Annotated in this window: 14 protein-coding genes and 2 tRNA genes; 8 read left to right on the top strand and 8 right to left on the bottom strand. The window is 48.9% G+C overall.

Translation table 11 applies throughout. The features are described 5' to 3' along the window. Positions 1-15 precede the first annotated feature (15 nt). The 7 genes from F7D20_RS08140 (at position 16) to F7D20_RS08110 (ending at position 8,500) form a co-directional block, all read left to right on the top strand. On the top strand, positions 16-732 hold the full coding sequence (locus F7D20_RS08140) for a cell division ATP-binding protein FtsE (protein ID WP_158463607.1): 717 nt from the start codon (positions 16-18) through the stop codon (positions 730-732). 94 nt (positions 733-826) lie between these two features. Further along, positions 827-2,146, top strand: coding sequence for an aspartate kinase (locus tag F7D20_RS08135; RefSeq protein WP_158463606.1), 1,320 nt, complete (start codon positions 827-829; stop codon positions 2,144-2,146). Positions 2,147-2,286: 140 nt separating this feature from the next. Then, positions 2,287-3,444 carry a diaminopimelate decarboxylase gene (gene lysA, locus F7D20_RS08130; protein WP_158463605.1) on the top strand — a complete coding sequence of 386 codons (1,158 nt, stop codon included), beginning with the start codon at positions 2,287-2,289 and terminating at the stop codon, positions 3,442-3,444. A gap of 67 nt (positions 3,445-3,511) precedes the next feature. Then, on the top strand, positions 3,512-4,690 hold the full coding sequence (locus F7D20_RS08125; RefSeq protein ID WP_158463604.1) for a glycosyltransferase: 1,179 nt from the start codon (positions 3,512-3,514) through the stop codon (positions 4,688-4,690). Between the two features lie 98 nt (positions 4,691-4,788). Further along, positions 4,789-5,523, top strand: a complete 735-nt coding sequence (locus tag F7D20_RS08120; protein WP_158463603.1) for a hypothetical protein — start codon at positions 4,789-4,791, stop codon at positions 5,521-5,523. A gap of 29 nt (positions 5,524-5,552) precedes the next feature. Beyond that, a complete protein-coding gene (hrpB, locus tag F7D20_RS08115; RefSeq protein WP_158463602.1) occupies positions 5,553-8,054 on the top strand; it encodes an ATP-dependent helicase HrpB in 2,502 nt (833 codons plus the stop codon). Between the two features lie 77 nt (positions 8,055-8,131). Beyond that, the gene (locus F7D20_RS08110) at positions 8,132-8,500 is read left to right on the top strand and encodes a DMT family protein (protein ID WP_022252408.1); all 369 of its coding nucleotides are present in this window, start codon (positions 8,132-8,134) and stop codon (positions 8,498-8,500) included. Positions 8,501-9,758: 1,258 nt separating this feature from the next. On the opposite strand, the gene F7D20_RS08105 is transcribed toward F7D20_RS08110, so the two are convergent. From F7D20_RS08105 to F7D20_RS08070, 8 genes are all read right to left on the bottom strand, one after another. Continuing rightward, positions 9,759-9,832 (bottom strand) — tRNA-Asp (locus F7D20_RS08105). 30 nt (positions 9,833-9,862) lie between these two features. Further along, positions 9,863-9,936: transfer RNA gene (locus F7D20_RS08100), tRNA-Asp, on the bottom strand. Between the two features lie 99 nt (positions 9,937-10,035). After that, entirely contained in the window at positions 10,036-10,548 is a 513-nt protein-coding gene (locus F7D20_RS08095) for a GNAT family N-acetyltransferase (RefSeq protein WP_158463601.1), read from the bottom strand. 39 nt (positions 10,549-10,587) lie between these two features. Further along, the gene (locus tag F7D20_RS08090) at positions 10,588-11,793 is read right to left on the bottom strand and encodes a glycosyltransferase family 2 protein (RefSeq protein WP_367383920.1); all 1,206 of its coding nucleotides are present in this window, start codon (positions 11,791-11,793) and stop codon (positions 10,588-10,590) included. A gap of 3 nt (positions 11,794-11,796) precedes the next feature. Further along, positions 11,797-12,240 carry a hypothetical protein gene (locus F7D20_RS08085; protein ID WP_158463600.1) on the bottom strand — a complete coding sequence of 148 codons (444 nt, stop codon included), beginning with the start codon at positions 12,238-12,240 and terminating at the stop codon, positions 11,797-11,799. Positions 12,241-12,302: 62 nt separating this feature from the next. Continuing rightward, a complete protein-coding gene (gene recR, locus F7D20_RS08080; protein WP_158463599.1) occupies positions 12,303-12,914 on the bottom strand; it encodes a recombination mediator RecR in 612 nt (203 codons plus the stop codon). A 5-nt stretch (positions 12,915-12,919) separates the two neighbouring features. Beyond that, complete coding sequence (locus F7D20_RS08075) at positions 12,920-13,402, bottom strand: outer membrane beta-barrel protein (RefSeq protein WP_158463598.1); 483 nt, start codon at positions 13,400-13,402, stop codon at positions 12,920-12,922. 29 nt (positions 13,403-13,431) lie between these two features. Beyond that, positions 13,432-14,955, bottom strand: a complete 1,524-nt coding sequence (locus F7D20_RS08070; protein WP_158463597.1) for a carbon starvation CstA family protein — start codon at positions 14,953-14,955, stop codon at positions 13,432-13,434. A 94-nt stretch (positions 14,956-15,049) separates the two neighbouring features. Here F7D20_RS08070 and F7D20_RS08065 point away from each other — a divergent pair, with 94 nt between their 5' ends. Beyond that, positions 15,050-16,795: a glycoside hydrolase family 10 protein gene (locus F7D20_RS08065; RefSeq protein ID WP_158463596.1), complete on the top strand. Its 1,746-nt coding sequence runs from the start codon at positions 15,050-15,052 to the stop codon at positions 16,793-16,795. Positions 16,796-16,899 lie beyond the last annotated feature (104 nt).

The raw sequence follows: 16,899 nt of genomic DNA, 5'->3' as shown, positions 1-16,899 counted from the left end.
GGAGAAAAAATTAGGATGTTGATAGAATATAAAAACGTAAGCATCTACCAAGCCGACAAGTGTATCCTCAAGGACGTGAACTTCCATGTTGACGAGGGCGAGTTCACTTATCTCATCGGAAAGGTAGGATCGGGAAAAAGTTCACTGCTCAAGACTCTGTACTGCGAGCTCGACCTCGTAGAAGGTGAGACTGAGAAGGCAGAAATCTTAGGCAGAGACCTCACGACCATCAGACGCAAGGATATTCCTGCGCTGAGAAAGGAGTTGGGCATCATCTTCCAGGACTTCCAGTTGCTGCACGACCGCAGTGTACACAAGAACTTCGAATTTGTACTGAAAGCCACAGGCTGGAAAGACAAGAAAGCCCGCAACGAACGCATCGCAGAAGTTCTCGAGGAGGTAGGCATGAGCGAGAAAGCAGACAAGATGCCTCACGAGCTGTCGGGTGGCGAGCAGCAGCGCATAGCCATAGCACGGGCACTGCTCAACAACCCTAAACTCATCATTGCCGATGAGCCTACAGGCAACCTCGACCCCGAAACGGCAAGCCATATCGTCAGTCTGCTGAAAGACATCACCAAGCAGGGAACTACTGTCGTCATGTCGACCCACAACATCCCCATGCTCGACAAGTTCCCAGGCATCGTATATCGATGCAAAGACGGAAGTCTGCACGATGTGACCAATGAGTACAACCACATCGACCTGACCGAAGACGGCGAGGAAAGTTGAGTAAAGAACGAAGAATGAAGAGTGAAGAATTCAACACCCTCATTAAACAATAAAATAAAACAATAAAATTAAACATTAATATAATATTAAGACTATGAAGGTAATGAAATTCGGAGGTACTTCGGTTGGCTCACCTGAGCGCATGAAGGGAGTAGCCTCCTTGGTTACAGAATCAGGTGAACCTACTTTCATCGTACTTTCTGCGATGAGCGGTACAACAAACTCACTCGTTGAAATCTCTGACTATCTCTACAAGAAGAATCCAGAGGGCGCCAACGAGGTAATCAACAACTTGGAGAAGAAATACATGCAGCATGTGGAAGAGCTCTACTCTACCGAGGAGATGAAGAAAACCACAAGCGAATTCCTTCATAGCGAATTCGATTATCTGCGTTCCTTCACCAAGGATCTTTTCACCTCTTTCGAGGAGAAGAGTATCGTGGCCCAGGGTGAGATCATGAGCACCAACATGGTGGTCAACTATTTGAAGGAGCAGGGCATCAAGGCAGTGCTGCTCAATGCGCTCGACTTCATGCGTACCGACAAGAATGCCGAGCCAGACCCACAGTACATCAAGGAAAAGCTTGCCGACATCATGGAGAAGAACAAGGACCAGCAGATCTACATCACGCAGGGTTTCATCTGCCGCAATGCTTATGGCGAGGTTGACAACCTGCAGCGAGGCGGCAGCGACTATACAGCATCGCTCATCGGTGCAGCCCTTCCTGCCGACGAGATCCAGATATGGACCGACATCGATGGCATGCACAACAACGACCCACGAGTGGTAGAGCATACAGAGGCAGTACATCAGCTCAACTTCGAAGAGGCTGCCGAACTGGCTTACTTCGGTGCCAAGATTCTTCACCCTACCTGCGTACAGCCAGCCAAGTATGCCGGCATTCCAGTAAGACTGAAGAACACCCTCGACCCTAAGGCCGACGGAACCATCATCGACAACGTGATAGTACGTGGCAAGATCAAGGCTGTGGCAGCCAAGGACAACATCACCGCCATCAAGATCAAGAGCAGCCGTATGTTGCTGGCTACAGGTTTCCTGCGCAAGGTGTTCGAGATCTTCGAGAGCTATCAGACTCCTATCGACATGATTGCCACCTCTGAGGTGGGTGTAAGCATGAGTATTGACAATGACGCCCACCTGAACGACATCGTCAACGAGTTGAAGAAATATGGTACTGTCACTGTCGACACAGATATGTGTATCATCTGCGTGGTAGGCGACCTCGACTGGAGCAACGTAGGTTTCGAGACACTTGCCACAGAGGCAATGAAGAACATCCCTGTAAGAATGATTTCTTACGGAGGTTCCAACTACAACATCTCATTCCTCATCAGAGAAAGAGACAAGAAGCAGGCTTTGCAGAACTTGAGCGACAACCTGTTTGAAAAGTAATTTAAGTGAAGAACGAAGAGTGAAGAGTGAAGAATTCGTATGCAATGCTTCCTACTCACTCTTCGTTGGATATTCTGATTTACAATAAATTGGATTTTCTAATTTGACTATATAAGATATTAATTTTAGATTTAAGTGAAATGAAAGGAACATTTCCTATAGATAAGTTTCAGGAGACACAGACTCCGTTCTACTATTACGACACAGCCCTGCTGAGACAAACCCTCAGAACCATCTGCGAGGAAGCAGGTAAACATCCTGGTTTCGAGGTACACTATGCCGTAAAAGCAAACGCCAATCCTAAAGTGCTGGGCATCATCAGCCAGGCAGGATTAGGAGCCGACTGCGTGAGCGGAGGAGAAATACAAGCTGCTGTCAACGCAGGATTTCCTGCCAACAAGATTGTATATGCCGGTGTGGGCAAGAGCGACTGGGAGATCAATCTCGGACTGGAGAAAGGCATCTTCTGCTTCAACGTGGAGAGTATTCCCGAACTGGAAATCATCAACGAGCTGGCTGCCAGAAAGAACAAGACAGCACAGGTTTGCTTTCGCATCAATCCTAACGTAGGAGCACACACACATGCCAACATCACCACAGGACTGGCAGAAAATAAATTCGGTATTGCCATGCAAGACATGGAGAGTGTCATTGCAGAAGCTGCAACCATGAAGAACATCAAGTTCCTCGGCCTGCACTTCCACATTGGCAGTCAGATACTTGACATGGGTGACTTCGAGGCTCTCTGCAACAGAATCAATGAACTGCAAAACCAGTTGGAAGCTCACCACATCGAAGTAAAGAACATCAATGTGGGCGGCGGACTCGGCATAGACTACAAGCATCCCAACCGCGTGCCCATACCCGACTTCAAGTCTTACTTCGACACCTATGCCAAGCACCTGAAACTGCGCGACGGACAGAAGGTGCATTTCGAATTGGGCCGTGCAGTGGTAGGCCAAATGGGATCACTCATCACAAGAACCCTCTATGTAAAACAAGGCACAGCCAAGCAGTTTGCCATCGTAGATGCCGGCATGACCGACCTCATACGCCCTGCCCTCTACCAAGCTTATCACAAAATAGAGAACATCACGAGCGAGGAGCCTGTAGAAACCTACGATGTAGTAGGCCCAATCTGTGAGTCAAGCGACGTCTTTGCCAAGGCTATCGACCTGAACAAGACCCATCGTGGCGACCTCATTGCACTACGTTCGGCAGGAGCCTATGGCGAGATTATGGCAAGTCAGTACAACTGCCGTCAGTTGCCTAAAGGCTACATCACAGAAGAAATGTAAGGCACCTTAACAATACGAGAAAAGAAAATAACTCAACTTTCTCAAACGAGGAAGTTAAAAAACTAAAATGATGATAATCAGTTTAACTACTATTATCGCTGGCGCAGCAGTGGTTTTATTGGCAGTCCTCGGATCGCTGATCAATCCATTTCTGCGCTCATTGCGTCTCAATAAAGAGGAAGAACCGTCTGCCGAGGGAACGACTGAAGATGCAGCCGCAACCCAGCCACTTCCTCCAGTCACCATACTTATCACAGCTCATGACAACCTGCCTGAGCTGGAACGCAACCTGCATACTTTCCTTGAGCAGAAATATCCTGCCAACTATCAGGTAGTGGTTGTCTGCCAGAGCAGCGACGGTGAGACGATCGATTTTCTGAAACGTCAGTCTTCAGAAAATCCACACCTTTATTATACCTTCATACCAGAGAGCTCACGCTATATGAGCCGAAAGAAACTGCAGATTACCGTAGGTGTGAAAGCTGCCAAGTATGAGTGGATTCTGCTCACCGAACCTGCCTGCATGGCCTGCAGCGAGGACTGGCTTGCCAGCATGACCCGTCAGTGCCAGGAGCCTAACCATCTGGTATTAGGCTACGTAAGCACAGAGGAAAGTTGCAAGAGTGTGCGTCGGTTCGACATGATCAGAAAAGCCTATTACCTGTTGCGCAGAGCACAACGCTCCTACGGCTACCGCACCAATATGCCCAACGTCATCTTCCGCAAGAGCGACTTCATGCGCGAGCAGGGCTATCAGGGCAACTTGGAATATGTGCGCGGCGAATATGACTTCCTGGTCAACAAGTATGCCCTGTGTGGCGACACTGCTGTCGAACTGGCACCATCAGCATGGCTTCAGCAGGAAGCCCCTACCGATAAGAGCTGGCACAACAAGAGCCTCTACCTGCAGGCTTCGCGCAAGTCACTCAATCGCAACCTGTCTATGAGAACCCTGATGTTCTTCGACCATCTCTTTCCCCACCTCAGCCTTATCGCCTCTATAGCAGTTTTGGCGTGCTCCGTCGTGATGAAAGACTGGATACTGACGGGCTGTGCAGGTTTTGCTCTGTTGCTGCTCATCGTTCTTCGAACCATCATCGCCCACAGGGCAGTCGCCCGTTTCGATTCTCTCATTCCTACGTATAAGTTGCCCTTCTACGATTACGGAATCATCTGGCGAAACTTCGCCAACAAAGTGCGTTACTGGCGAGCCGACAAGAACGACTTCACCAGCCACAAACTTTGAGGACAATACAAGGACTCAGCGAGACTGTTTACAAAAAGCTTAAATAATCAACGATGAAAATATATTTATTCATAACCAAGAAAAAAAGGCAATACGCCATGTACAAAGCCTATATAGAGACTTTACAGCAGAGACTCGACATCGCCGACAACATCGAGGATGCCGACGTGGTATTGTTTCTTGGTGCATGGTCATACCAGGGATTCCGACTGGCACAACGTTCCAAAAAGATGGGAATCCCATACATCGTTTGTCCTTTGGGCGACATCTCGGAGAGAAACTGCCATAATCCTGGCATGAAGAGAAGCCTGCAAACCCTTATCTATCAGAAGACAATGTGCAAGTCGGCAGAACTCATCATCGCCACCACACCCTTGGAGAAAGAATATCTCACCGCTTTAGGGTGGAACAGCCACATCTCGCTCATCCGATATTTCAGTTACAGCCAGCTCACCTCACAGTCGGCCATGACAGAAGACTGGCAAAGCGCTGACACTGACACCATCACCTTCACCAACTACGAGAAGCGAAAGGCAGAAGCCATAGCTGCGAAGACCGACGAGCCTATCATCGCACAAATCATGCAGATAAAAAGCAGGATGCCGCACCGTAACATTCCGCAAAAATACATCGACGACCTGCACACCCTGCTCTATGCCGACAACTACGACGAGGATGCCATCCAGGCCGAACTCGCCAAGCAGAAACTTGACAAGTATGCAGCTGCCGTCTTTGATGCCATGACCGAGAAGACAGGACTCACCGAGGGATTCATGCCTCTGCCTGCCAGGAAAGGCAGAAAGAGCAGACAGATCCTGAAATACATCAAATAACCATCAACCCTGTATGACTCACTCCATTCATGACAGATAATACGAAAATCAATTCCTTGGCCAGCAACTTGCCAGCATTCAGCATAGCCGACTCCATCAATCAAACCTTGAGAGAGTCGGCTAATCTTGTTGTCACAGCCCCTCCAGGAGCCGGCAAGTCTACCCTGCTGCCTCTCACCATCCTCGAAGGAATGAACGGCAAGGGGAAAATCCTCATGTTGGAACCCAGACGCCTCGCCGCCCGACAGATAGCCGAACGAATGGCAAGTCTCATAGGTGAACCAGCAGGCAAGACGGTAGGCTATCGTGTACGATTTGAGAACAAGGTGTCGGCCGAGACACGCATCGAAGTTCTCACCGAAGGCATCCTTACCCGAATGCTCGTCAATGATGCCACCCTCGAGGGTGTCGACGTGATTATCTTCGACGAGTTCCACGAAAGAAGCATCCATTCCGACCTGGCATTGGCACTAACCCTGCAGGCACAAAATATCATCCGCCCCGACCTGAAAATCATCATCATGTCGGCCACTATCGACACATCTGCCATCTGTCAGGCCCTTCATGCACCGCTCATCGAGTGTGCCGGAAAAATGTTTCCCGTGAAGACCCTCTATGCCGAGACCGATACCGACAAGTACACTATATATAAAGAGGTGGCAGCTGCCGTGATGCGGGCCCACCGCGAACACGAGGGCGACATCCTTGCCTTCCTGCCCGGACAAGCCGACATACAGAGATGCGAGGAACTCCTTATCGCTAATCTTGCCGACACACAGACACAGGTGTATCCACTCTATGGCAATCTCTCGCCCGAGAGACAACGAAAGACCATAGCCCCTTCCCTTCAAGGCGAGCGCAAAATCGTTCTTGCCACCCCCATTGCCGAGACATCACTCACCATCGAAGGCGTGAGAATCGTAATAGACTCAGGATTTTGCCGTCAGTTGGTGTACGATGCCCGGACAGGGCTCAGTCATCTTGAGACTGTGCGCATCAGTAAAGACATGGCCATCCAGCGAAGAGGACGAGCAGGCAGAGTGGCAGAAGGAATCTGTTACCGACTATGGTCGAAGACCTCAGAACACCTGATGCAGGAACAAAGAAAGCCCGAGATAGAAGAAGCCGACCTCACCCCGATGGTTCTCGACATTGCAGCCTTTGGCGAGAGCGACCCCATGTCGCTCCCCTGGCTCACGCCTCCTTCCCATAGCAACATATTTAATGCCAAACACTTACTCCTGTCACTTCAAGCAATCAACGAGGACGGTAGTGTCACGCTACTTGGCAGAAAGATGGCATCCCTGCCCTGCCATCCCCGCATAGCCAAGATGATGCTCAACTCCAGGACAGATGCACAGAAAGCCTTGGCATGCGACATGGCAGCCGTACTGGAGGAGAAAGACCCAATGAGCGAACATGAGGACTCAGACATGACACTCCGCATCGCCATGCTGCGTTCACAAAGAGAGAGAAAGAACTTGGGCAAATGGGCACGCATCGCACAGATAGCCCAGGAGTATCGCAGGATGCTCAAGGTGAAGGAGGACAACCATCCTGTCGACCCCGAGGAAGTGGGAAGCCTGATCGCCTCAGCCTATCCGGAGCGAATTGCCATGGCTGTCGACAATATCGGCAACTTCAGAATGTCGGGCGGACAGAACATCTTCATCGACCGAAACGATCCCATGTCCCTGCACTCCTGGCTTGCCATCGCTTCGCTCAACTCAGCAGGCTCCAAGGGTAAGGTATTCCTCTCCGCTCCCGTCAGCATCAACGACCTGCCCACATCTACGTTCACCAATATCTCGTGGGACAGCAAGGCAGGAGCAGTGCGTATGCAAAGTGAAAGACGAATCGGGCAGCTCGTCGTAGAAAGCAAACCCATCCACGACGCAGACAAAGGACAGATCATCGACATCATCTGCTCTGCCGTCAGAAAAGAAGGACTCAGCATGCTCGACTGGAACGAGAAGGTGAAACGACTGCAGCAGAGAGTGGAAAAGGTAAAGCAATGGCACCCGGAAATGAACGTGCCCAACCTTACCACCGAGCACCTATTGACGACAGCCTCTGCCTGGCTTCCCTTCTATATAGAACAAGAGGGAAAACTGAGAACGACTACAGCCGAGCTCAGGAAACTCGACCTTGCCGAGATACTATGGGCACAAGTTCCCTACGAGCTTCAGGAAGAGATAGACCATTGGGCTCCTACCCATATCGCAGTACCTTCGGGCAGTCGCATCCGCATCGACTATCGGCCAGGAACCGAGGCGCCAGTATTGAGTGTACGACTGCAGGAATGTTTCGGTATGACTCAGACACCCAAGGTAGACAACGGCAGGCAACCCCTGCTGATGGAGCTCCTGTCTCCGGGCTTCAAACCCGTACAACTCACGCAAGACCTCGCCAGTTTCTGGCAAGGCACCTACTTTGAGGTACGCAAGGAGCTGAAGCGCCGTTATCCCAAACATTACTGGCCCGAGAACCCTTTAGAGAGCGAGGCTGTGAGAGGAGTGAAAAGAAAATAAAAGCCCGCTTCTTCACTTTTCTCCCCAAAACCGACTGCTTTTTCAGTAATTTATGTACTTTTACAAATAAAAAAACAATGAACGGAATATACACAATACTTCTCTTAGTGTTAAGCAACATCTTTATGACTATTGCATGGTATGGACACCTCAAACTGCAGCAAACAGGCGTCAGTAGCCACTGGCCCTTAGTAGGTGTGATCGCTTTCAGTTGGTCTATCGCTTTCTTTGAGTACTGCTGTCAGGTACCCGCCAACCGTATTGGCTTTATCGACAACGGCGGCCCCTTCTCATTGGTTCAGCTCAAGGTGATACAGGAATGCGTATCCCTCATCGTCTTCGCCGTCATTGCCAACATTCTCTTCCAGGGTGAAAGTCTGCACTGGAACCACTTTGCAGCCTTCCTCTGCCTCATTGCCGCCGTCTACTTCGTGTTCATGAAGTAAGAGAAATTGTGCAAGGTCGGCTGGCTATAGAGTCTTGCCCCCCTTCTTTGCCTGGTTGATGCGTGACTTTGCCTGGTTGATTTCGATGAGGTTTGCGTTCACGCTGCGCTTTACGATGCTGTAATTAATCATAGTTCTGTAGGTTTTGGAATGATAGTTTAATACTTTGTCAGCTGCCCGAAAGTGCCACCTTTTGGGTCTTAATAGATGACCGGCGCCTGTCGTCTATTGTGACCGCCCTTGGTCGTAATAGATGCCTCCTGCGAGGCTCCCTGAGCACTTTCATTGGTTGACGCTGCAAAGATACAACATTTTTCGGCTATTTGATCATTTGTAGAATGACTTGTTAAGCAAAACAGGTCAAAAATGGCAAGAAACAGTGCTGTAAGTTACTGAGTATGTGCGGAATACGTATATAACGCTTTTTTACATCTTATATCTGTTGCTCTACATTGTAACTTTTGGAAATAATACAAATGTGGTCAAAGTGGTCATGGTCAAAGTGGTCAAACTCGATTTTTTGAAAGTATTTTTCTCTTCTAAAGATAGTATATATAAATAATATATATTATTTATATATACTATCTTTAGAACTTTTTTTCTCATCAGATTTCGAGTTTGACCACTTTGACCATGACCACTTTGACCACAATTTACAGCTAAGCACAAAGTAAAGTAATCTTACACGTTCACCATCTATCAGTAGTACAAAAACAGAAAAATAATCATATTCAGAAGTCCAGACTTTCTTTAAAATCTGTTCATAAAAAAGAAAAACGTAAGGTTATAAATTAACAATATATAACACAAAGAAAGTTATTTAACTCATATTTAACTTTTATATGAATACTTATTGCTATTATCCATGTTTTGATTTGTATAAATATACTAAGCCACATCGTCAAGGCATAATGTATAAATATACATTATTGAAAAACAGGAATTTTCGGTGCAAAAGAACATTGTAAACAGATTTTACAAAACAGCATCTTCTTCTCGTTTTCTCTGTCATCAATTTCACATAAAGAAAGTCATCAGCGAAAGCAAACCGTCTTGCCATATCACCATTTTTCCTATCATTGTTGACAAGAAAACCTACTTTGAATACACACAATGAGCCAATAAAACACATCATTTAATGACATTTTCCTCATTTTTATACTTAACTTTCGTAAGAGAAGTAAATAAACATATAGACAATACTTTCCAGGCATACCAACAAAAAAAACCTTCAAGAATAATCTTGAAGGCTTTTCTGCGGTGCGTACGAGACTCGAACTCGTGACCTCCTGCGTGACAGGCAGGCATTCTAACCAACTGAACTAACGCACCAGTTAAGGTCGAAATGATGAGATGAACAAGCGGTGCGTACGAGACTCGAACTCGTGACCTCCTGCGTGACAGGCAGGCATTCTAACCAACTGAACTAACGCACCAAAAGAAGATTAAATCTTAACCGCTTGAGGTTCATTTCTCATTTGCGGTTGCAAAGGTACTGCTTTTATTTGATTCCACCAAATTTTTCTGCAACTTTTTTACAAAATTTTTTGCAAGAAATAGGCATCGCCATACTCTTTTCCTGAGAAAATCCAGTCTTTCAAACAGATATCTCCCTGAAACCCAAACGATTTCAAAAGTTTGAGGCATCCTGCATTGTCGCAACCCACAATGGCATAAATTTGATGCAGATGTATCACATTGCGGCTATACCCAAATATTTCGTGCAGAACAGACTTGCCATATCCCTGACCGCGAAACTCTTTTTTTATGGCTATTCCAAGCTCTGCCCGGCGATGCTTGGGGTCAAAATTGGTCAAGTCGACTGTACCGACCGTCTCTCCTTCTTCGTTGTCAACCATCAGCCGCACTTGCCCGTCGGCATAAATATCGCTTTTGGAAGAAGTGATGTAGTCGATCAGCACGCTGCGCGAATAAGGCACATTGGTGGCACTCACGCCCCATACCGTACGGTCGTTCTCCAACGTATAGAGCGTGTCAAGGTCTTCGGGCTCCATGGCTCGCAGACTGACTGGAGGGAAAGATTTCATAGTTTCGGTGGATAGCATATTTCAGAAATAAAAGATACATCAGCTTATCACATCACGGTCGGTCACTATCTTGTGCGTAGCGGCATGATAGGTGCCTATCCTCCACTGGCGCTGCGGTTGCTGCATGAAGAGACCGAAGATGTGCTGATAGTCGTAGGAATCGGCATCGTAGACGATATTGACCACCGACTTGCCCATACCCTGCAACATCGCCTGAACAGAAACCGACAGGTGTCCATCGGGCATAGTCTGTGCATCTGCCAGGACGAACTGGGCATCGAGTCCATTCTCCATACTGAGGGAACGACAGTCGTCGAGCATCTGCTGACTGCCCAAGAAGAGATAACGGGGCGAAGCCTCGCGACGGGGCGTGAAGCCCAAGCTCTTGCGCAACTTGGAGAGCAGCATGCCGAAAGCAGCCACGCTGGCACGCGCATATATGGCAGCGCTGATGGGCACTGTGAGCAGCAGCGACATGCCCGAATTGTGCTTACGGAAGAAGATGAGCATCGCCTCATAGAACACATGGACATAACGGAAACTGGACTTCTGCGTGCTCTCGCCCTTGTAGTGAAGGATGAGCGATGGCAGATAATAGTTGCGATAGCCGCCCTTGAGGACACGATAAGACAGGTCGATATCCTCGCCATACATAAAGAAATCCTCGTCGAGGAGTCCCACCTTGTCGAGCGCCTCGCGCCGCAGCATGCAGAAAGCTCCACTCACCACCTCGATGGCTGCCGGTGTGTTCCAGTCGAGATAACCCATATAATAATGTCCGAAGCGATGATGTGCGGGCATTCTTTCGCAGAGTCCTATCATTTTCCAGAATGCCACCATCGGCGTAGGAACTCCACGACGGCTCTCTCTTGCCGACTCGCCACAGGCATTCAGCATGCGAACACCCAAGGAACCGGTATCTGCATGGCCATCCATCCACGCCAAAGCCTCACGCAGTGTGGGCTCTGCCACGATGGTGTCGGGATTGAGCAAAAGCACATACTCGCCATGACTCATGCGGATGGCGAGGTTATTGGCTCGGGCAAAGCCCAGATTATGCCGGCTCGCCACTATGCGAACCCAGTCGAAGTGCTCGCGCAGATACTCCACCGAACCGTCGACAGAATGATTGTCCACCAGCAACACCTCGGCTTCGATTCCCTCCAACGCCTTATGGAGCGAAAGAAGACACTGCTCTACATAATTCTTTACGTTATAGTTGACGATTACTACTGACAGTTTCACAGCCTAATCTTTTTTAGAGGATTCGGTTGTCTCGTCCATACATCTGCCCATAGAGGGATAGACGAAGAAGAGACACAACAAAAGAATGATGCCCAGATAGCCAAAACCTGGCCACATGGTCTGATAATACAAGAAAGTGTCTATGGACATGGGCACGCAGAGCATCTGTATGCGTGCGGTGCCCCAGGTAATCAATGCCGAGCCCTTATGTTCCAACAGCCGACGACGCACCGACGGTATGGAGAAGAGCTTCAGGGCTACAGGTATGACGATGATGGAGGCAAACTCCATGACTACCTGCAGGAAGAACTCCAACTGGGGATTGTCGAACTGCTCGAGAGGCAGAAGCACCTCTGTCTCATAGAGCACTACTATCAGCAGACAGACGCCCACCATCACCCAGAAATTGAGCATGAGGTAACGCTGTACTAATTTGAGATCTAACATACTTTTTTATAGAAGGTATTAATATATACAAGTTTTGAGGACTGTCTAAGATGACCCCCCAGCTACTGAGCAAAGGGGGTGCGGTTGAGAATGGAACGTCCCAGGGTCACCTCGTCGGTATACTCCAGTTCGTCGCCCACAGAGATGCCACGGGCTATCACTGAAAGACTGACAGGAAAGGAAGCCAACTTGCGAGAGATAAAGAAGTTGGTGGTATCGCCCTCCATGGTGCTGCTCAGCGCCAGGATAACTTCCTTCACCCCACCCTGAGCCACCCGCTCTACAAGCGAGTCTATCTCCAAGTCGTTGGGACCTATGCCGTCCATTGGCGAGATGATGCCTCCCAGAACATGATAGAGTCCATGAAACTGCTGGGTGTTCTCCACTGCCATGACGTCCTGCACATTCTCCACCACACAGATTGTGGAAGCATCGCGGCGCGGATCGCTGCAGATGGGGCAAACATCCGTATCGCTGATGTTGTGACACACCCTGCAGTACTTCACCTCTTTCTTCAGCCGTTCTACGGCTTCGGCAAAGGCCGTCACATCCTCATCACTCTGTCGAAGCATGTGAAGAACCAAGCGCAAGGCTGTCTTGCGCCCGATTCCTGGAAGTTTGGCAAACTCGCCCACCGCCTTGTTAAGCAAGGCCGAAGGATATTGGCGCATCATAACTCTTAGAGGTATACGCCAACACCGACCTTGAAACCGATGGTTGAGAAATCGGAGTGATCCTTTAAGCTCTGGTCGTAATACACTGCAGGCTCGACGGTTACCGTCTTGCTCACAAAGAAGGCATAGCCCACCTCGAGTCCGGGCATCACATCGTTGTAGCCACCAGAATGTACATACTTGGCACCCAAGCCCAAATAGAGTCCGTTCTGAATGATGTAATAGCGTCCCTGTGCTCCTACAGAAACATAGTCGCTCACATCTGAAGAGCCCACATGATTATAAGCCACGGTTCCCACTGCCATCAGGTTGTCGGCAAAAAGATAACCTGCCTGGGCATTGATGCCGAACTTCAGTTCGGAGCTTCCGCTATAACTCAAATCAAGGCTTGAGAGCGATGCGCCACAATATACTTTTCCTTCCTCAAACTGTGCATTGGCAGCTACTGTCATCAACAGGGCTACCAGCATAACTACTAATTTTTTCATGTGAATTGTACGTTGTTTATAATAAATGATTATGAATGAATCGTACGCTGATACTTGGTGTACCAGGCGAAGAACCAAACCAATGCCAGCACCAGGATGATGATGCTACCCGTGTAGGCCACAGTAGACTGCAAGCCGAGAGCCTGCTTGGAAATAAGCAGGAAGGTGGAACAAACCACCGTCATGAACAAGGCTGGCACTAAGGTGACAATGAAGGGTTTCTGTCTCTGCACCAGATAGACGGTGAGTGTCCAGAGGGTGAAAACAGAGAGGGTCTGGTTGGCCCATCCGAAATACTGCCAGATGACATTGAAGCCGTCAGGATTGTTCATCTGCCATACCAAGAGAAGGATGGCGGCAACAAACATAGGGATGCAGATATAGAGACGACGGTGCATGGAGTGCTGCTCCAGTCCTATGGCCTCGGCAATGATAAGACGCGCGCTGCGGAATGCTGTATCGCCACTGGTGATAGGTGCTGCCACTACGCCCAGGAGGGCAAGCACGCCACCTGCCACTCCTAACCAAGAGGAGCAAACCAACTTGACGACTGTGGGCGCATCAAAATACTGCACCAAGGTCTTGCCGCCATCGGCAGCCTGGGCAGTAAACTGCTGTACCACCTCTGGAGAAACCACCTCTCGCCAGCCTCCATAATAGAAGAAATACATAGAAACGGTGGCCCAGATGAGCGCCACGATGCCCTCGGTAATCATTGACCCATAGAAGATGGGACGACCCAACTTCTCCGACTTCATACAACGAGCCATCAACGGGCTCTGAGTGGCATGGAAACCACTGATGGCACCGCAGGCTATCGTGATGAAAAGACAAGGGAACAAGGGGTTCTTACTCATAAAAGGCTCGGCACCCAACCATGCCGGATTGGCATTGAGATTGCTCTCCGACAAATTGTCCCACAACTCTGGGATGGCAGGCATCTTGACGATCAGACCTATCATCAGAGCTGCAGCCATGAAGAGAAGCGAGATGGCGAAGAGAGGATAAACCTTGCCTATTATCTTGTCGATAGGCAACAGGGTGGCGATGATGTAATAGACGAAGATGGCGATGATCCAGAACATCTTGGAACCACATATCGACTCGAGGATAATGGCAGGACTGTAGACGAAGACAACGCCCACCATCATCAGCAACAGCACAGAGAAGACAAGCATCACCTTGCGGGTGGTGCCGCCCAGATACTTGCCCACCAGTTCGGGAAGACCTGCTCCGCCATGGCGGATACTGAGCATTCCACTCATATAGTCGTGCATGGCACCGGCAAAGATACAGCCCAATACAATCCAGAGATAGGCCACAGGACCATACCATGCACCCATGATGGCGCCAAAGATAGGCCCGGTACCTGCAATGTTGAGAAACTGGATCATGAAGATTTTCCAACTGGGCAGCACGATAAAGTCTACCCCATCCGCCTTAGTCACTGCTGGCGTAGGACGGTCGTCGGGTCCAAACACGTGGGCCACAAACTTTCCATAAAAGAGATAACCCAGAACGAGGGCTACCAAACTCAGTAAAAAGCTAACCATTTCTTCTTTTTTTGTTTAAATTTCTTGGCAAAAGTAACATTTTTATTTGGAATAAGAAAAAATATCAGTATCTTTGTTGCCAAATTGAAAGATTATGCGCTATTTATATATAATATTTATACTTTTTCACCTTGCAGTGGCCTCGTATGGCCAGAGTTTCTATGCCGTCAACCCCAATCCAAAATACGAAGTAAGAGCCGTGTGGCTAACCACCATAGGGGGCATAGACTGGCCCCACTCTTATGCTCAGTCGGAACGTTCGGCAGAGAAACAGAAAGAGGAACTGAGAGCTATCCTCGACCGACTGCAGAAAGCCAACATCAACACCGTACTGCTGCAAACACGCATCCGTGCCACCACTATCTATCCCTCGCAATACGAGCCTTGGGACGGCTGTCTGTCGGGATTCCCCGGAAAGTCGCCCGGCTATGACGCCCTGCAGTTTGCCATCGACGAATGCCACAAAAGAGGCATGGAGGTGCATGCATGGGTAGTGACCATACCCGTGGGAAAATGGAACTCTTACGGATGCAGACAGCTGAGAAAGAAATTTCCAAGACTCATCAAGCGAATAGACCAGGATGGATACATGGACCCTGAAGCGACACAGACGGGCTGCTACTTGGCTGAAATGTGTCGCGAAATCGTACAGCGATACGATGTGGACGGCATCCACCTCGACTACATACGCTATCCCGAGACCTGGAAGTTCAGAATAAGCAAAGACCAGGCACGCGGTAACATTACCCGCATTGTGGAGAAGATCCATCAGGCGGTGAAAAAGGAAAAGCCATGGGTGAAGATGAGTTGCTCGCCGATAGGCAAGTTCGACGACCTGAGCAGATACTGGAGCCATGGATGGAATGCCTATACCAAGGTGGCGCAGGACGCCCAGGCATGGCTGAAAGACGGACTCATGGACGAGCTATTCCCTATGATGTACTTCAGAGGCGACCAGTTCTTCCCCTTCGCCATCGACTGGAAAGAGCATAGCTATGGCAAAATCATCGCACCGGGACTGGGCATTTACTTCCTCGACCCCAAGGAGGGGAAATGGAATATCAGCGACATAACAAGCGAACTGTACCACCTGCGCAACATCGGCGAGGGACATGCATTCTTCCGCAACAAGTTCCTGCTCGACAACCATCAGGGTATATACGACTTCGTGACTGCCCACTTCAACCGCTACCCTGCCCTTGTGCCTCCCATGACATGGGAAAGCAACAAGCGACCACAGCAACCGGTTACACTCTGCATAGAAGAGAATGAAGGAACCACCACGCTGAGATGGGACAACAGACTGCAATACGAGGACGGAACCGCCATCAAGACACCCTCTATATATAATAATGTGTACGCGAGCAAAGAATATCCGGTGGACGTCCATGATGCCCGCAACCTGATACTGACAAGAACCACTAGACGGCAACTGACGACAAGGACTGACAACACACCCACCTATTATGCTGTGACAACTACCGACGGCTTTGGCAACGAGAGCCGGGCAAAACAACAGAACCAGACAGCCGTGGTGAAGACAGCGACAAGATATGGCAAAGCCTGCAGACTGACCACAACGGGTGAAAGCATCATTTTGTCGTCCTCGATACACGAAACAGACTGCCAATACATCATCGTAAAAAACATGCAGGAACAAGCGGTATACATCACCAAGCCCCAGAACGGCAAAATAAATATCAAAAAAATCAAGGATGGCATATACACACTCAACTGCGTGAATTACAAGAACATAGAGCACACTTTGGGCACCTTTATCAAGAAAAGCGCTCAAAAAAAACAGAAAAAAGTTGATAAAAAATTTGGTGGAATAAAATAAAAGCAGTACCTTTGCACTCGCAATTCAGAAATGAGGCTTAACGTTGCACCCTTAGCTCAGTTGGTAGAGCAACTGACTCTTAATCAGTGGGTCTAGGGTTCGAA

Source organism: Segatella copri, from assembly GCF_009495355.1.
Lineage (GTDB): Bacteria > Bacteroidota > Bacteroidia > Bacteroidales > Bacteroidaceae > Prevotella.
Note: the sequence above shows the minus strand (reverse complement) of the source record. Positions and strands in the feature narration are given on the sequence as shown.